Source organism: Rhodocyclus tenuis, assembly GCF_014197755.1.
Classification (GTDB): Bacteria; Pseudomonadota; Gammaproteobacteria; order Burkholderiales; family Rhodocyclaceae; genus Rhodocyclus; species Rhodocyclus tenuis.
The window spans coordinates 1-16,634 of the sequence record NZ_JACIGE010000022.1 but is presented as its reverse complement, the minus strand read 5'-3'; the positions used below and the strand labels follow the sequence as shown (position 1 = coordinate 16,634).

At 64.8% G+C, this 16,634-nt stretch carries 12 protein-coding genes and 1 pseudogene; 8 read left to right on the top strand and 5 right to left on the bottom strand.

Annotated elements, in window-relative coordinates:
- Positions 1-359: 359 nt before the first annotated feature.
- Both GGD90_RS17745 and GGD90_RS17740 read right to left on the bottom strand, forming a co-directional pair.
- Positions 360-1,655, bottom strand: a complete 1,296-nt coding sequence (locus tag GGD90_RS17745; RefSeq protein WP_153118072.1) for an acetyl-CoA hydrolase/transferase family protein — start codon at positions 1,653-1,655, stop codon at positions 360-362.
- 255 nt (positions 1,656-1,910) lie between these two features.
- Positions 1,911-2,705, bottom strand: a complete 795-nt coding sequence (locus GGD90_RS17740) for an outer membrane protein assembly factor BamD (protein ID WP_153118070.1) — start codon at positions 2,703-2,705, stop codon at positions 1,911-1,913.
- Positions 2,706-2,760: 55 nt separating this feature from the next.
- Between GGD90_RS17740 and rluD the strand changes: the two are divergent.
- From rluD to GGD90_RS17725, 3 genes and pseudogenes are all read left to right on the top strand, one after another.
- Positions 2,761-3,717: pseudogene (gene rluD / locus GGD90_RS17735) on the top strand (23S rRNA pseudouridine(1911/1915/1917) synthase RluD); the annotation flags it as partial.
- A 332-nt stretch (positions 3,718-4,049) separates the two neighbouring features.
- Complete coding sequence (pgeF, locus tag GGD90_RS17730) at positions 4,050-4,823, top strand: peptidoglycan editing factor PgeF (RefSeq protein WP_153118066.1); 774 nt, start codon at positions 4,050-4,052, stop codon at positions 4,821-4,823.
- A gap of 342 nt (positions 4,824-5,165) precedes the next feature.
- The gene (locus GGD90_RS17725) at positions 5,166-7,325 is read left to right on the top strand and encodes a sensor domain-containing protein (protein WP_153118064.1); all 2,160 of its coding nucleotides are present in this window, start codon (positions 5,166-5,168) and stop codon (positions 7,323-7,325) included.
- Positions 7,326-7,333: 8 nt separating this feature from the next.
- Here GGD90_RS17725 and recJ read toward each other — a convergent pair whose 3' ends face one another.
- Positions 7,334-9,088, bottom strand: coding sequence for a single-stranded-DNA-specific exonuclease RecJ (gene recJ / locus GGD90_RS17720; RefSeq protein WP_153118062.1), 1,755 nt, complete (start codon positions 9,086-9,088; stop codon positions 7,334-7,336).
- Complete coding sequence (locus GGD90_RS17715) at positions 9,088-10,263, bottom strand: hypothetical protein (RefSeq protein ID WP_153118060.1); 1,176 nt, start codon at positions 10,261-10,263, stop codon at positions 9,088-9,090. Before GGD90_RS17715 ends, recJ begins: the two co-directional genes overlap by 1 nt.
- Positions 10,264-10,444: 181 nt before the next feature.
- Here GGD90_RS17715 and GGD90_RS17710 point away from each other — a divergent pair, with 181 nt between their 5' ends.
- From GGD90_RS17710 to GGD90_RS17700, 3 genes are all read left to right on the top strand, one after another.
- Positions 10,445-11,692: a lipoprotein-releasing ABC transporter permease subunit gene (locus tag GGD90_RS17710; RefSeq protein WP_153118057.1), complete on the top strand. Its 1,248-nt coding sequence runs from the start codon at positions 10,445-10,447 to the stop codon at positions 11,690-11,692.
- The gene (gene lolD, locus GGD90_RS17705) at positions 11,685-12,482 is read left to right on the top strand and encodes a lipoprotein-releasing ABC transporter ATP-binding protein LolD (protein WP_153118055.1); all 798 of its coding nucleotides are present in this window, start codon (positions 11,685-11,687) and stop codon (positions 12,480-12,482) included. The genes GGD90_RS17710 and lolD overlap by 8 nt, the downstream gene beginning before the upstream one ends.
- Before the next feature lie 144 nt (positions 12,483-12,626).
- Positions 12,627-13,715, top strand: a complete 1,089-nt coding sequence (locus GGD90_RS17700) for a ComEC family competence protein (protein ID WP_221227836.1) — start codon at positions 12,627-12,629, stop codon at positions 13,713-13,715.
- 462 nt (positions 13,716-14,177) lie between these two features.
- On the opposite strand, the gene GGD90_RS17695 is transcribed toward GGD90_RS17700, so the two are convergent.
- Positions 14,178-14,507, bottom strand: coding sequence for a hypothetical protein (locus GGD90_RS17695; RefSeq protein WP_153118052.1), 330 nt, complete (start codon positions 14,505-14,507; stop codon positions 14,178-14,180).
- 420 nt (positions 14,508-14,927) lie between these two features.
- Here GGD90_RS17695 and GGD90_RS17690 point away from each other — a divergent pair, with 420 nt between their 5' ends.
- Both GGD90_RS17690 and GGD90_RS17685 read left to right on the top strand, forming a co-directional pair.
- The gene (locus GGD90_RS17690) at positions 14,928-15,572 is read left to right on the top strand and encodes a hypothetical protein (protein WP_221227835.1); all 645 of its coding nucleotides are present in this window, start codon (positions 14,928-14,930) and stop codon (positions 15,570-15,572) included.
- A gap of 361 nt (positions 15,573-15,933) precedes the next feature.
- Positions 15,934-16,578, top strand: a complete 645-nt coding sequence (locus GGD90_RS17685) for a hypothetical protein (RefSeq protein WP_153118050.1) — start codon at positions 15,934-15,936, stop codon at positions 16,576-16,578.
- Positions 16,579-16,634 lie beyond the last annotated feature (56 nt).

Genomic DNA, 16,634 nt, shown 5'->3' with positions numbered 1-16,634 from the left:
CGCCTGCCGCCTATGCCGAATCACTCATCCGGAAATCGGCTACATTAGCCTCGGACTCTAAAGCTCGCTGCTACTGAAAACGGGGGGACGTCGGGAGCACGCGGTCGCCGGGGCCGGAAGCAGACACTCAATCATCGTTGGCTGACGCAGTCAGCAACCGGCCGCAATGCAGACCTAGCTCGGTAGGTGTGCCAACGTCCGCAAAGGCCGATGAACAGCCACCCAACATCGAGGCAATATCAGGCTCCGAGGGACTTTATCCCTCGCGTTCAAAGCGACGTCGCGTAAACGCAACCGGCGCCGGCGGCCACCTGAAAACAGGGGCACGGCGGCGCCAGTGGTCCGGCTGAAGGCGAAGCTCAGAGCAGGTTCATCTTGCGCGCCGTGGCTGACAGTTCCTCGCGGAAGCTCGGGTGGGCGACGGCGATCAGTTCCTGCGCGCGCTGCTTGGCTGACTTGCCGCGCAACTGGGCGACACCGTATTCGGTGACGACGTAATTGACGTCGTTCTTGCTGGTCGAGACGTGCGTTCCCGGTGTCAGCGTCGGCACGATGCGCGTCAGCGAATCCGACTTGGCGGTCGAGGGCAGCACGATGAACGACTTGCCGCCTTTCGAGCGGTTGGCCGCCCGTACGAAGTCGGCCTGACCGCCGGTGCCCGAGTACGACTGCCAGCCGATCGATTCCGAGCCGCACTGGCCGAGCAGGTCGATCTGCAATGTGCCGTTGATGCTGACCAGATTGTCGTTCTGCGAGATCAGGTAAGGATCGTTGGTGAAATCGACCGGGTGCATTTCGAGCATCGGGTTGCGGTGCATGAAGTCGTACAGCTTCTTCGAACCAAGCGCGAAGGTCGCCACCATCTTGCCCGGCAGGTAGTTCTTGCGCCGGTTGGTGACGGCGCCGCTTTCAAGCAGCGTCATGATGCCGTCGCCGATCATTTCGGTGTGGATGCCGAGGTCGTGCTTGTGCGTCAGCTGCATCACCACTGCGTCGGGAATGCCGCCGTAGCCGATCTGCAAGGTTGAGCCGTCGTCGATCATGTCGGCGACGTAGCGCGCGATTGCTTCCTGTACCGGGCCGATTTTCGGCAGGCCGACTTCGGGAATCGGCGTTTCGCTTTCGACCAGCGCGGCAACCTGCGAAATGTGGATGTGACAGTTGCCGTTGGCAAACGGAACGTTCGGATTGACTTCGAGGACGACGGCGCGCGCGCGTTGTACGGCGGCCATCGTGTAATCGGCGCCAAGGCTGAGCGAGAAGTAGCCGTGCGCGTCCATCGGCGAGGCCATCGAGAAGACGACGTCGGTTGCCAGCATGCCGCGCCGCATCAGCTCGGGCATCTCGGAGAAATAGCTGGGGATGAAATCGACCCAGCCGGCATTGCCGCCGGCGCGGCTGACACCGCTGTAGAAATAGGCAACGTGGCGCACGCAGTCGGCGGTTTCCGGGTCGAAATACGCGTATTTGCCGATCGGCAGGATCTGTCCGACTTTTACGTCGCGGAAGTCCCGGCGTTGCGCCGAGAGGGCGTGCAACAAGCTGGGCGCTTCGGCAACTCCGGTCGGTACGACGATGAAATCGCCGTTGCGCACATGGCGAATGGCTTCGTCCGCCGTTGTACGTTTCTGCAGATACAGTTCCTTCACCGACATTTACTGTTCTCCCCATGTTTTATCGATTGAAAGCGGCTTGTGTCGCCGCTGGCGCATGCAGCAAGTGCAAACGCAGCTTGCTGATCGATTCTACTTCATGGGCGAGCGCATCGGGCAGGCCGGCCGCGCAGGGCGCGATGTCAGCCGACGCCAGCAGAGAGGCGCGTGCAGACGAGCGAGAGGGAGTGCTGCGGCAGCGTCGGACGACGCTGCCGCTGCGGGCGCCGTTTCCGCTCGCTCAGCGAGCGGAAAGGCTTACCAGAGCTTCCACCAGGGTTCGGGACGGTCGAGGCCGCGCTCGTAGTAGGCGCTCTTCGGGAAGTTCTTACGCATAACGCGTTCGGCGTCGTCGCGCAGGTCGTTGATGCCGAGCAGGTCGTAGCCCTTGACCATGATGAACAGCGCTTCCTCGATCGCCGGTGCGTCGGGATAGTTCTTCACCGCGAACTGCGAGCGGTTCACTGCCGCCAGATAGGCGCCGCGCTTCATGTAGTAACGCGCCACGTGTACTTCGTGCGAAGCCATCGCGTTGACCAGGTACTTCATGCGCGCCACCGCGTCGGCCGTGTACTTGCTTTCCGGGAAACGGGTGGCGAGTTCGCGGAACGCATCGAAGGACTCATTAAGTCCTTTCGGATCGCGTTCGGTCAGGTCCTGATTGCTGATCGAGCCGAGGATGCCGAGGTCCTCGTTGAAAGTGACGAGGCCCTTCAGGTAATAAACGTAATCGACGTTGGGATGATTCGGGTGCAGCTTGATGAAGCGGTCGCAGGCGGCGATGGCCGATGCCGGCTCCATCGCTTTCCAGTAGGCGTAGGCGACTTCCATCTGCGCCTGCTGCGCGAAACGGCCGTAGGGGTAGCGCGATTCAAGCTTTTCGAAGTACTTGATCGACTTGTCGTAAGCGCCTTCGTTGAGCGCGTCCTTGGCTTCGGCGTAGAGCTTGTTGGCCGACCAGCCGCTGGTTTCGTCCTTCTGCTCGGGCAGCAGCCCGCAGCCGGCGAGGGTGGTGGCGAGGAAAAGCGCTGCGATAACCGCTAAACTACGCATGATGAGCATTCCGCACAAAAAAAGGACGCCGACAAATTCGGCGAAAGAGTCGCCCATGCCGATCAAGCCGGCAGCGGAGCGGACCGATTATAGCGCAGCAAATCCCCTGATCGCCCTGAGCGTTCCGGCCGATTGCGGCGGCGAGCGGCTCGACCGGATTCTCGCCCGCCTGTTGCCGCAGCACTCGCGCAACCGCTTGCAGACCTGGATTCGCGAGGGGCGCGTGCGTCTCGCCGGCGAGCCTCTGACCGAAACGAAGCGCAAGCTGTGGGGCGGCGAATCGCTCGAAATCGACGCGGCGGCTGACGAACATGCCGAGTCATCGACGCCCGAGGACATTCCGCTCGACATCGTCTATGAAGACGAGACGCTGCTGGTGATCAACAAGCCGGCCGGTCTGGTCGTTCATCCCGGCAACGGCAACTGGCACGGAACGCTGCTCAACGCGCTGCTGCATCACGCGCCGGCGCTGGCCGGAATTCCGCGCGCCGGCATCGTGCATCGTCTCGACAAGGACACCAGCGGCCTGCTTGTCGTCGCCAAGACCTTGGCGGCGCAGACCGATCTCGTACGGCAGTTGCAGGCGCGTACGGTCAAGCGCCGCTATCGCGCGCTGCTGCGTGGCGAACTGACGCGCGATGGCACCGTCGACGCGCCGATCGGCCGCCATCCGACGCTGCGCACGCGCATGGCGGTGGTCAGCAACGGCAAGCCGGCGCGCACGCACTACCACGTGCTCGAACGCTTCATCGGCTGCACGCTGGTCGATTGCGCGCTGGAAACCGGGCGCACGCACCAGATCCGCGTACACATGACGTCGATCGGCCACCCGCTGGTCGGTGACGCGGTCTATGGCGGCGGTGCCAGCCGCATCCCGGTCGGCGCGCTCTTTCACCGGCAGGCGCTGCACGCCTTCCGCCTTGGTCTGGTGCATCCGGAAAACGGGCGTTCGCTGCAATGGACGGCGCCCTTGCCCGACGACTTTGCCGAACTGCTCGAGGGCGTGCGCGAGGAAGCCGCTGCCGCTGCCGAAGCGCTGGCGCTGGCCAGTGGTGAGGAAGACGACTTCGACGACTGGGACGAGGCCGACGGCCCGCAGGTCTTCTACGTGCGCGGTGACGGCGATTTTGCCGACGCTGACGACGATCCGGACGCCGCCGCTTATGCCGGCGAAGATGGCGACGACGAACTCGACGACGAGTATCTCGATGAGGAGATGGTCGGCGATGATCCTGACGGCGACGCTGCGGACGCGCCGAACCCCATTGACGATGCTCCGGACGATCAGCCGAATCCGCCGGGTGGGGCGCGCAAATCCGCGCATGGCCGGCGCTGATGGCAGCGATGCCCGAAGCACTGCCTGATTCCTCCCCGGCAGACTCCTGTTTCGCTGCTGACTGGCCGGCGCCGGCGCGCGTGCGCAGTCTGCTGACGACGCGTAGCGGCGGTTTCAGTTGCGGGCCATGGGCCGGTTTCAACCTCGCCAGCCACGTCGGTGACGATCCTGCGGCCGTCGCCGCCAATCGGGAGCGACTCGCCGCGCTGCTGCCGTCGGCGCCTTGCTGGCTCGAGCAGGTGCATGGCGTCGAGGTCGTCGAGTGGTCTGCGGCGCCTGTGCCCGGCGCCGTGCCGCCGCGCGCCGATGCGGCGTTCACGCGTGTGCCGGGCGTTGTCTGCGCGGTGCTCACCGCCGACTGTCTGCCGCTCTTGCTCTGCGACGACGCCGGCAGTGTCGTCGCCGCCGTGCATGCCGGCTGGCGCGGACTGTGTGCCAGCGTGATCGAGCGCACGGTGGCGGCGATGGGCTGCGCGCCGGACGGTTTGCACGCCTATCTCGGTCCGGCGATCGGCGCCGCGTCGTTCGAAGTCGGCGACGAGGTGCGTGCGGCATTCCTGGCGGTCGATCCTGCAGCCAGCGCGGCCTTCGTGCCGCTGGTGCCGGGCAAATGGCTGGCCGACCTTGCTGCGCTGGCAAGGCAGCGGCTGGCCGCACTGGGCGTTTTGTCGATCAGTGGCGGCGAGCAGTGCACGCTGCGCGATGCGCAGCGCTTCTACTCCTACCGGCGCGATGGCGTATGCGGACGGATGGCCTCGCTGGTCTGGCTGGCCGCCGATTGATCCGGTTTCGGCAAAGGCTTCGGCGACTCCGCAGTGCTTTTCCCTTCGTTGCGAAGCATCCGGCAGGCGATACGTCGCCACGCCACCCCGAGCCGCTCCTTGCGCGCTTGATCGTCGCCGCTGCCGCGCAAGCAGTTTCTCCGTGCTGCCTTTGGCAAGCGGAGTCTTGATGGTTCGTGGATAATACTAAAGTTATAGGCGTCTTCTTCTCCGGCAGGTCCGGGCGCCGCGGCAAGTACGTCCGCGGGATTGCCGGTGGCCGCTTCGCCTGCGCAGCCTGAGGGCTGCGAACTTTGTTGCATTGCCCCGAATAAACCCCTTGAAAACATATCGTTGATTTGAATGTCTGCCTGCCTTAAACCGACCCGCGCGGCGGTATCCCGAGTTCGTAAGGGGCGTGAAGCGTGTCCGCTGCCATTGGCGGCGATCGACGGCATGCTTCTGCGCTGTACGCGCGACGACGGCGTTTTTCTTTTTGTCAGCGAGGGCTGTTGCGAGCTGAGCGCTTATTCGCGCACTGATCTGCTGGGCAAAGAAATTGGCGATATCGCAGGCGGTGGTGCGCCGCAGTCTGGCGTCAGCCGTCATCAACTGGTGCACCCTGATGACCGCGCGCGGCTGACGGGGGCGATTGCCGCCACCGGCGAAGGCGGCCGCTACCGGGTGCGCTACCGGTTGCTGCGCCGCGACGGCACTGCGCTGAACGTGCGCGAGAGCGGCGTCGTCGTCCGCGGCGAACACGGCGAGTGGCTGGTCGAGGCGCTGGTCGAGGACGACAGCACGCAGGTGGCGAGCGAGCGTGATCGGCTCGAAGCCGAGTTGCGCTACCGCAGCATGTTCGAGAATTTGGTCGTCGGCATGTTCCGGACGACGGCCGATGGTCGTTATCTCGCCGCCAACCGGGCCTTGGCGCGCTTGTACGCGTACCCGACGCCGGAAGCACTGGTCGGCAGCCTGTGCGACATTGCTGCACGGCTCTACGTCGAAACCGGTCGGCGTGACGAGTTCATGCGGCAGATCCGCGAGCACGGGCGGGTCGTCGACTTCGTCTCCGAGGTCTATCGCGCCGACGGCGTGCGCATCTGGATCGCCGAGAATGCGCATGCGGTGCATGGCTCGTCTGGCGAACTGCTTTACTACGAGGGTACGGTCGAGGATGTCACCGAGCGCCGCCAGTATCAGGCGCGCCTCGAGCACCAGGCAACGCATGATCCGCTTACCGGCCTGCCGAACCGGACCTTGCTCGAAGACCGCCTGCGCCAGGCGATGGTTGCCGCGCAACGCGGCGACGGCCGCGTTGCCTGCGCTTTCGTCGATCTGGATAATTTCAAGTACGTCAACGACAGCCTCGGCCACGCCGCCGGCGATACGCTGATCATCGAATCGGCACGGCGTTTGCGCGAGGCGCTGCGCGGTGTCGATACGGTGGCGCGTTACGGCGGCGACGAATTCGTTCTCGTGCTCGCCGACCACGGCAGTCTGAACCAGGCGATCGGCACGCTCGAACGCGTGCACCGTGCGATCAATGCGCCGTTCTTCATCGACGGACGCGAGTTGCGCATCGACTGCAGCATTGGCATCAGCCTCTACCCCGGCGATGGCGACGATATCGAAACCTTGCTGCGTCACGCCAACGCGGCGATGCATCACGCCAAGGAACTCGGCAAGGGACAGTTCCAGTTCTTTACCGGCGAACTGAACAGTGCAGCGCACCAGCGCCTGGCGCTCGAATCGGCGCTGCGTGGCGCGCTCGACGCCAGCGAGTTGTCGGTCGTCTACCAGCCGAAGGTCGACCCCTTCGGCAATTGCTGCGGCTTCGAGGCGCTGCTGCGCTGGCACAACGAGCAGTTGGGGGACATCTCGCCCGAGCGCTTCATTCCGCTGGCCGAAGAAATCGGACTGATCGAGCCGATGACCGATTTCGTGCTGCGCGCCGCCTGTTGCGAAGCCCTCGGCTGGCGATCCGCGCAGCCCGGGGCGGCGCCGCTGTCGGTTGCCGTCAACCTGTCGGCGCGCCTGTTCAGCGATGATTCGCTGGCGGCGCGCGTTGCCGCGATTCTGGCGGAAACCGGTCTGCCGGCTACGCGCCTGGAAGTCGAGATCACCGAAAGCGCGCTGCTCGGCGATTTCACGCGCACCGCGGCTAGCATCGAGTCGCTGCGCGTACTTGGCGTACGCATCGCGCTTGATGACTTCGGCACCGGCTACTCGTCGCTCTCCTACCTGCAGAAGCTGCCGCTCGACATCGTCAAGATCGACCGTTCCTTCGTCAGCCGCTGCGAGCATGGCGGCGAGGCGATGGCGATTCCGCGCGCGATCATTTCACTCGGTCGCAGCCTGCATCTGCGCATCGTCGCCGAGGGCGTCGAAAATGCGCGCCAGCTGGCAATGCTTGCCGCCTACGGCTGCGAGGAGTTTCAGGGATACCTGATCGCGCCGCCGCTCGCGCCGGCCGACGCGCTGGCTTTCCTCGCCGGCGATCTCGCCAGCCAGATTCGCTGAGCGCCGGCTCAGCCTTCGCAGTCGGCGAAGCCTTCGATCATCAGCTGCGTACTCTGTACGCCGTTGAAATCATTGATCGACAGGCGGAAGGCGGCGCGCAGGCGGTCGCCCGCCGGTGCGTCGGTGCCGTTGAAGCGGATCGCGTCAAAACGCAGATTGCCCTTGCGCAGGCGCAGCTTGAGATGCTTTTCCTTGAGCACGCGACGACTGTCGACGACGAACTCGTCGGCAAATACCGGTGCCGGAAAGCCCTGACCCCACACCTCGTCTTCGAGCAGGCGCACCGTGTCGAGCGAAAAATAGCCGGCTTCCAGCGTGCCGTCGGTCTCCAGCGTCTGCGTCAGATCGGCGGGTGACAGCAGTTCGCCGGCGACTTCGGCGAAGAGATCGCGAAAGCGCGCGAAATCGTCTTCGCGCAGCGTCGCGCCGGCGGCTGCGGCGTGGCCGCCGAAGCGCAGCAGTAGGCCCGGCGCGCGCTTGCTCATCAGATCGAGCGCGTCGCGCAGGTGCAGGCCGGGAATCGAACGCCCTGAGCCCTTGATTTCGCCGTTGTCGCCGCGGGCGAAGGCGAATACCGGCCGGTGCAGGCGTTCGCGGATGCGCGCGGCGAGGATGCCGACGACGCCCTGATGCCAGTCGGCGTTGAACAGTGCGATGCCGGCGGCGGCATCGCCGTCCGCTTCGCCCGGAGCCAGCGGCGCAGACGCCAGCGTCTGGTTCTGCTCCAGCCACGCCAGCGCCTGTTCCTGCATGCCGGCTTCGATTTCGCGGCGCTCGCGGTTGAGCGCGTCGAGTTGCTGCGCGATCGTCAGCGCGCGCGATTCGTCTTCGCTGAGCAGGCATTCGATGCCGAGTGACATGTCGGCCAGCCGGCCGGCGGCGTTGAGGCGCGGGCCGATCAGGAAGCCAAGGTCGAAAGCCGTCGCCTTCGCCGGCTCGCGGCCGGCGGCGACGAACAGCGCGCGCAGGCCGGGTGTCAGGCGGCCTGCGCGGATGCGCTGCAGTCCCTGACTGACGAGAATGCGGTTGTTGCGATCGAGGCGCACCACATCGGCGACGGTGCCGAGCGCGACGAGGTCGAGCAGCGCCGCCAGATTCGGCTCCTTGCGCCCGTCGGCGAAGGCGCCGCGGCTGCGCAACTCGGCGCGCAGCGCCAGCATCACGTAAAAGATGACGCCGACACCGGCCAGGTTCTTGCTGGCAAAAGTGCAGCCGGGCTGGTTCGGATTGACGATGCAGTCGGCCTCGGGCAGTTGCTCACCCGGCAGGTGGTGGTCGGTTACCAGCACGGCGATGCCGAGTTCCTGCGCGCGCGCGACGCCCTCGACGCTGGCGATGCCGTTATCGACGGTGACGATCAGGTCGGGCGGGCCGCCGTCGCAGGCGGTGGCGGCCAGATCGACGATCTGCGGCGACAGCCCGTAGCCGTAGGCGAAGCGGTTCGGTGCCAGGTAATCGACACGGCCACCGAAGGCACGCAGCGCACGGACGCCGACGGCACAGGCGGTGGCGCCGTCGCAGTCGTAGTCGGCGATGATCAGGATGCGTGCGTCGGCCTCGATGGCGTCGGCGAGCAGCACCGCCGCGGCGTCGGCCTGCGTCAGTTCGGCCGGTGGCAGCAAGGCCGAAAGTGCGTTGTCGAGTTCGGCACGCGAGCGGATGCCGCGCGCGGCATAAAGGCGCGCCAGCAGCGGATGCACGCCTTCCTGTTCGAGTTGCCATTGCGCGCGCGCCGGTACGCTGCGGGTGACGATACGGGTCATTACTGATTCCTTGCTTCGTTGGCGCCACCACTGGCGGCCAGTTCGCGGGCGAGGGCGGCGAGCGCTCGCGGCCGTCGCCAGAACTGCCAGTGGTCGCGCGGCGTGATCTGCCAGTGCAGCAATCCGAGCGCCGTCGGTGCTACGACGGTGAGTGACGACAGCGTACCGCCGCGCAGCGCCGCCGCGAGCGGCACGAACCACTGGCTTTCCAGATCGTTTACTGCCGCGCACCAAGCGGCTTCGTCGTCGAGCAGTGCCGGGCCGATCAGCGACTCGCAGACGACGAGCTGCTCGCCGCTGACCGCGCCGGCGGCAAGCAAGGCGCTGGCCGACGCCGGCAGGGCTTGCTCCGCGCTACCGCAGTGCCGGGCAAGACCGCGCGCCAGCGGCGAATCGGTCCACGCCTGGGTGAAAACAGGCGCTGCCGGTGGCGTCGCGGGATCGCCGGCGCCCCACAGCCACAGGCTGTTGAGCGGCAGTTCGCCACGTCCGGCGCGCGCGGCGTTGACCGGGTCGGCGGCGAGCAGCATCTGCGCTTCGAGCAGCAGCCGGCGCCACGGCGCGAGTGCTGCCGTTTCTGGCAGGTGCTTGCGCAGGCTGCGCCCGGCGACTTCAGACAGCGGCGGCAGGTCGGGGGCGGCAGTCCGGCCGGCGGTTTGATCACTGGCAGTGCCGGCGGAAGACTCGATGAGTCGGACGTACCAGCGATCGCGGGCGGCGGCAAAGAACTCGGCACCTGGGTCGACGTCGTGCGCGGCAAAGTGCTTGTTCAGCCGACCGACCAGCGCCTGCGCTTCGCTGTCGTCGATGGAAAAGGCGTGGCTGTCGGCGAGGACCATGCGATCGTGCAGCAGGCGCAGATGTACCGGGTCGGCACACAGCCAGCCGGCTTGGGTCGCCAGCGGCGCGGCGGCTGGCGCGTTTTCACCGCGCAGGCGCAGTGTGGCGAAGGGCAGGGCCGCAGCGGGTGCGGCCGGGCGCAAGCCAAACAGCGCAGCCAGGGCCGCCTCGGCAGAGGTGAGCGGCTGCCGCAACAAGCTGCCGCGCGCCAGCAGACCGGCCAGCGTCGGACAATCGGCTTCGCTGCCTGCGCCGAACGCGTCGGCGGGCGGCGGCGGGCGCAGCAGGTCCGGGACAAACAGGGTAAGGCGGAGGGATTGGCGAGGGGCGGGCATGCGGCCTGAATCAGAGGGCGCTACCGGAGCGGGCAGCGGGAAAAGTGTAACATGGCGCCTTTGCCGCGCCGGCCTGCCGGCTGGTCCCGCTGTCGCTTCGGCAGTTTTCGGTCCTGCCGCGGTTTCCACTACCGGTCGCGCGCGGCCCCGCCCCGGGCGGTTTTCACGGACTTTCCTGCCGATGGCTTCACCCTACGAACTTCTTGTCGGTCTGCGCTACACCCGCGCCAAGCGGCGCAACCACTTCATTTCCTTCATTTCGCTGATCTCGATGGGCGGCGTCGCGCTCGGCGTCGCCGCGCTGATCGTCGTGCTGTCGGTAATGAACGGCTTTCAGACCGAGTTGCGCGAACGCATCCTGGCGGTCGTCTCGCACGTGCAGATCAGCGGCGCCAACGGCGAGATGAGCGACTGGCCGCAGGTCGCCGCGCAGGCCAGCGAACATCCGCGCGTGCTCGCGGCGGCGCCGTTCATCCAGGCGCAGGGAATGCTCAGTTTCGGCACGACGGTGCGCGGCGTCATGGTGCGCGGCGTCCTGCCCGACTTCGAGGACAAGGTCGCCGAATTCCGCACGCACATGAAGAAGGGCAGCTTTGACGCGCTGACGCCGGATTCCTTCAACATCGTCCTTGGCGCCGAACTGGCGCGCGCGCTGTCGGTCACCGTCGGCGACCGCGTCACGCTGGTCGCGCCGCAGGGCGTGGTAACGCCGGCCGGCGTCGTGCCGCGCCTGAAGACCTTCACCGTCGCCGGCATCTTCGAAGTCGGCATGTTCGAATACGACAGCGGGTTGGCGCTGATCCGGCTTGAGGACGCGCAACGCCTGTACCGCATGGACGATCGTGTTTCCGGCGTGCGCCTGAAGATCGACGATCTGTTTGCGGCGCCGCGCGTGGTGCGCGAACTGGCCTCGCGGCTCGATACCGATGCCTATCTTTCCGACTGGACGCAGAGCCACGCCAATTTCTTTCGCGCCGTGCAGATCGAGAAGAACATGATGTTCATCATCCTCTCGCTGATCGTCGCCGTCGCCGCCTTCAACATCGTGTCGACGCTGGTCATGGCGGTGACCGACAAGCAGGCCGACATCGCCATCCTGCGCACGCTCGGCGCCAGTCCCGGCAGCATCATGGCGATCTTCATGGTGCAGGGCGCGCTGATCGGAACGATCGGGCTGGCGGCCGGCGTTGCCGGCGGCGTCGCGCTGGCGAGCAATATCGACGTCGTCGTTCCCTTCCTCGAGCGCGTGCTCGGCATGCAGTTCCTGTCGCGCGAGGTCTATTACATCTCCGAACTGCCGTCCGAACTGCAGTGGAGCGACGTCGGCACGATCACCGTCGTCGCCTTCGTGCTGTCGCTGCTGGCGACGATCTATCCGAGCTGGCGCGCGGCGCGCACCAATCCGGCGGAGGCGCTGCGCTATGAGTGAAATCATCGATCCGGGCGCCGGCCTTGCGGCCGCTGCGCAGTCTTCTGCTCCGCAGGTCCATGCAGCGCAGACCGCCGCGGCGCAAGGCGCAGTGCCACGAACCGTCGTTTCCTGTCGCGGACTGACGCGCGTCTTCCGCCAGGGCGAAGACGAGGTGCGCGTGCTCGCCGGCGTCGACCTCGACGTTGCCGCCGGCGAACGCGTCGCCATCGTCGGCAGCTCCGGTTCCGGCAAGAGCACGCTGCTGCATCTGCTCGGTGGGCTCGATACGCCGAGTGCCGGCAGCGTCGAGCTGATGGGCAGCCCGCTGGCCGGGCAGGGCGAGCGTGAGCGCGGCGTCATGCGCAACCGCCATCTCGGCTTTGTGTACCAGTTTCACCATCTGCTCGCCGAATTCACGGCGCTGGAAAACGTCGCCATGCCGCTGTTCATCCGCCGCGTGGCGCGCGAAGAGGCGCTGGCGCGGGCCAAGGCGGCGCTCGAGGACGTCGGCCTCGGCCACCGCCTGCGCCATACGCCGGGCGAACTGTCTGGCGGCGAGCGCCAGCGTGCGGCGATTGCGCGCGCGCTGGTCAGCGAGCCTGCCTGTGTACTCGCCGACGAGCCGACCGGCAACCTCGACCGGCAGACTGCCGGCGCCGTTTTCGACCTGACGCTGGAGCTGCAGCGATCGCGACAGACCAGCTTCGTCATCGTCACGCACGATCTGGCGCTCGCCGCGCGCGCCGACCGCGTGCTGAGCTTGCGCGACGGCGTTCTGCAAACGATCGAAGCGGCAGCGCTCGGCTAGCGAACGGCGACCGGGCGCTGCGCCGGAGCGCGGCTGTTCCTGGCGGCCGTCGCCGCTGTTCATGACGGCGGCAAAATCTGCTGTAATCGCACGATGGCTGCGTCTTCCGGCGTGCAAATCCGCGATCTCACGATCCCCGCGATCGTGGCTTTTGCGGCGGGCGTCTTCTGCCTGCAGCAGCAGGCAGCGCTGCCCGCCAGTGCGCCGCTTTTCGCAGTGGTGCTGGCGGCGTCGTGCGCCGCCTTTGCCGGTGCTGTCGTCCTGCTGCAGCGCGGCCGGCTGAGGGCGCAGCAGTCGCTGTGGCTGCGCGCTGCGCTGCTGGCTGGCGCCGCGCTCATCGGCTTTTCCTGGGCTGGCTGGCGCGCTGCCGAACGCCTCGCCGACTCGCTGCCGGCGGCGCTGGAAGGACGCGATATCGACGTTGTCGGCCTCGTTGCCTCACTGCCGCAGCGCTTCGAGCGCGGCGAGCGTTTCGAATTTCTCGTCGAATCGGCTGCCTTGCCGGCGGCTGAGGCTTCGCCCGGCGTGGCGGTGAAGTTGCCGCAGCGCTTGCTGCTCACGTGGTACCACGCCTGGGACGAGGAGGGTAGCGACGAGACGCCGGCGACCGACGGATCCGCGATCGCGTCGAACCTGCCGCCGCTGCATCCCGGCGAACGCTGGCGCGTGACGCTGCGTCTGAAACGACCGCACGGCAATGCCAACGCGCACGGCTTCGACTACGAAGGCTGGCTGTTCGAGCGCGACCTACGTGCTACCGGCTATGTGCGCAGCCGGCCGCCGCCGCAGCGCCTGGTCGCCTTCGTCGGTAACGCGGAAACGCTGATCGAGCGCGCGCGCGACCTGATCCGCGAGCGCTTTCTCGCGGCCTTGCCCGACGCGCCGTACGCCGGCGTGCTGATGGCGCTGGCGATCGGCGATCAGCGGGCGATTCCCAACAGCCAGTGGCGCATCTTCAACCGCACCGGCGTGACGCACCTGATGAGCATCTCCGGCCTGCACGTGACGATGGTCGCGGCCTTGTGCGCGGCAGTGGTCAATCAACTTTGGCGGCGCAGCGAACGGCTGATGCTGCGCCTGCCGGCGCAACGCGCGGCGATCGCCGCCGGCTGGCTGACGGCGCTGCTCTATTCGCTGCTCGCCGGCTTTGCCGTTCCGGCGCAGCGCACCGTGTACATGGTGAGTGTGCTCGCGCTGGCGCTGTGTACAAACAACTTTGCTATACGCGAATGAACAGCGTTAGATGCGAATTGACTAGGTTGCCTGCGAACGATCGGATCGTTCCGTCTGAAGGGCTGATCTAAAGACAAGCGCTAAATTCCGCTTATCGGCCTGAACAGCCATTCGACTGGCGGACTGATTCCGTCAGCAAATGATCAGTAAGCCAACGTCCAACTGCAAATTTCGCTGAACAGCAGTTATCGGCCTAGCGGATCGCGGTAAGCTTAACGACCGAGCAAGCGCGCAAGCAAATGCAGAGCGCCAAAGCCCGAGCTGGTGGCCACCGTGAAGGTGGGAGCAAGCCAGAGCCCAGCTAGACCACCATCAGGCCAAAGCCGAGTGCCACGTAGCAAAACCGCTCACGCACCGGTTCAGGAAGCAGCTTAAGTATCGCCACCAGCAGCGGGTCGCGCGGAGGGGGAGGCTTGGACGATGCCATGGCGAACCTCGTTCTAGAAAATCACCCGCGCGAACTCACATGTGCTCGACGCGGAAAGTTGACATGGCGATCGTAAGCGCGTCGGACTGCTGTGGAGTCAGTACGCAGGTATTGAGATTTAGCGTGATGTTGAGAACGTCGAATGCCTCGTTGTACATGGCCGTGACGCCCATCATCGCGAAGTAGCTTTCGTAGTCTTGAATGACCGAATTCTTCAGTCGGGTAAGGCACGCAGCATCCTTGATGCTGTTGGCGCTGATGGTGTAGCGGTAGACACTCTCTCCGCTGAAGGCGATGCGCTGGATCGCCACGTCAATGAACGAAGCCAGCGATTGTTGTGCGAATCGCAGATGGTCGGGGTGCATGTCAATGTCCTTGTTGTGCTCTGATATTTCGATCGTAACACTACTATAAGGATATTACAAGACGCCCCTAAGTAGTTTTTAATGAAGTTATTGATAGCGATGGGCGCACACCACTCGACGTCGCTCCTCTCACTCAGTTGGCGCGCCGGGCCTGCTCAATTCGCGGTCGCGACATCGGAAGTACGCGAGGATCTCACACAGCCGACACTTCGGCGATGAAGGGGCGGATGTCTAAAGTGCGACGAAAGGCGGCAGTAGGCCCAAGTAGCGGCTTTCGGTCCGCGGAGGCTAACGACCGTTCTGTCCGAACAACGGAATCCCCAAAAGCGCAAAGCCCGGCAGGAGCCGGGCTTTGGTAATCTACCGTCCGACAGACTCTATTCCTTCCTATCTGCCCCGCGCCGGCCATTATTGAATTCCTTGGAGAGCATCGTGCAGAACGACCGAGAGAATGACGCTGCAGAGATTGATTTGCTCACTAGGATGAAGCTGCCATCCTCCTTCGCTGGGCAATCGCTCTTTATTAAGGGCGAGGACTCGTACAACAACGCTATGCTAGGTTGGACCCACTTCCCCTGGGACATCTACGCTGCCGGCTACAAGGATGCAGCCGATGCCTTGGTTGGGGCGTTAGCCGAGCGGAAGGCGTCCATCGACAGCGTGGTCTACCCGCTGGTGTTCTTGTATCGCCAAGGATTGGAACTCCAACTGAAATTGATCCTGCCGTTGGCGCGTCGCTTGGCTGGCAAGGAAGCTGTCGCCGATCTCCAACACTCCCTGATGCCCCTGTGGAGCGAACTGCGCCAGCACATCGAACAGCTCGATCCTCGCGAGAACGACGAGGAGTTGCCAGCCATTGAGGATTTCATCCACCAACTCGATTCCGTTGATCCAGGCTCATTTGCCTTCCGCTACCCCATGACGAAGAAGGGTGAGGTGTCGCTCCCTGAACTCCAGCACATCAACGTAAGACACCTCTCCGAAGTCATGGACAGCGTGTTCATGTTGCTGGGCGGAATCTATTCTTGGCTGGGGGAGATAGAGCAGAGCGATAGCTACTATTGAGATGGCGCTACTTCAAACCGGCTCGTTTTCATGGTGCGTATCGCGGCATAGATGTTAGGGATCCGCTTCCAGTGACCTCCCCCAGCACTGAGTATAGCGAGACTTTAGAATCCAATCCTCGACGACAAGGAGATTGAACATGAAGAAGCGATTCAGCCAAGGAAATGTCATTTGCTTCTTGCGGCAAGCGGACGTTCAATCATCCTGTACCACCATCGTCAGCAACCGGCCGCATTGCTGAAGCAGCGCGGTAAGTGTTCCATTGCCCGCAATGGCCGATTTCCGGCTTCTAGCAGCTGAAAACGGTTAGCGGCTCGGCCGCTGCCGATGGCAGCGCGAGCCTTAACGTATCCACGTTAACATGAGCGACTACGTCTATCCCACCGTTGAGGCTTTCCCGGATGACGACCGAACGTGGCGTCTTGATTGGCTGGGCGACGTTGCGTTCCAACGATATCGGCGGTTCGAAACTCCGTTCATTTGCCTCGCGCTGTCGCCTTACCGCGAAGGCGCGTTCCCTTATCCCGCCGACGAACAGCGTCATGTGCATGTTCCCGTTGGTACGCTGCCGATACTCGGTGTTGGAAGCCTCTGGGTAAAAGGTCGCCAGGTGGGCTTTCAATCCTCCGTCGAAGAGATATTCACGGTTGAGGCAAACTCCGAGCGTACCCGACTGGCCAAGGCGGGCATTCCCGATGGCGAGGAAGGCTATCTCGTGCCATTTGAGCACCACCCGTTCCACCACCGGCACACACGCTCCTGGTGCCTGGTCGCCCAGTCCGACGAAGGCGCAACCGTCGTCATTCCGACGATGGAAGTCATCCGCTTCTATTTCGGGTCCTCGAGCGGACTCGCGACACGCCTTCTGAAGCCTCCTTTTGACGAGGATAAGCTGTGGGTTAAGGCGGAACGAGATGTCGTCACCAAAGAAGCCCGAATCGACCTCGCCAAAGGCATCTCAGGAGCATCTCGACGTCCCCCCGTTTTCAGTAGCAGCGAGCTTTAGAGTCCGAGGCTAATGTAGCCGATTTCCGGATGAGTGATTCGGCATAGGCGGCAGGC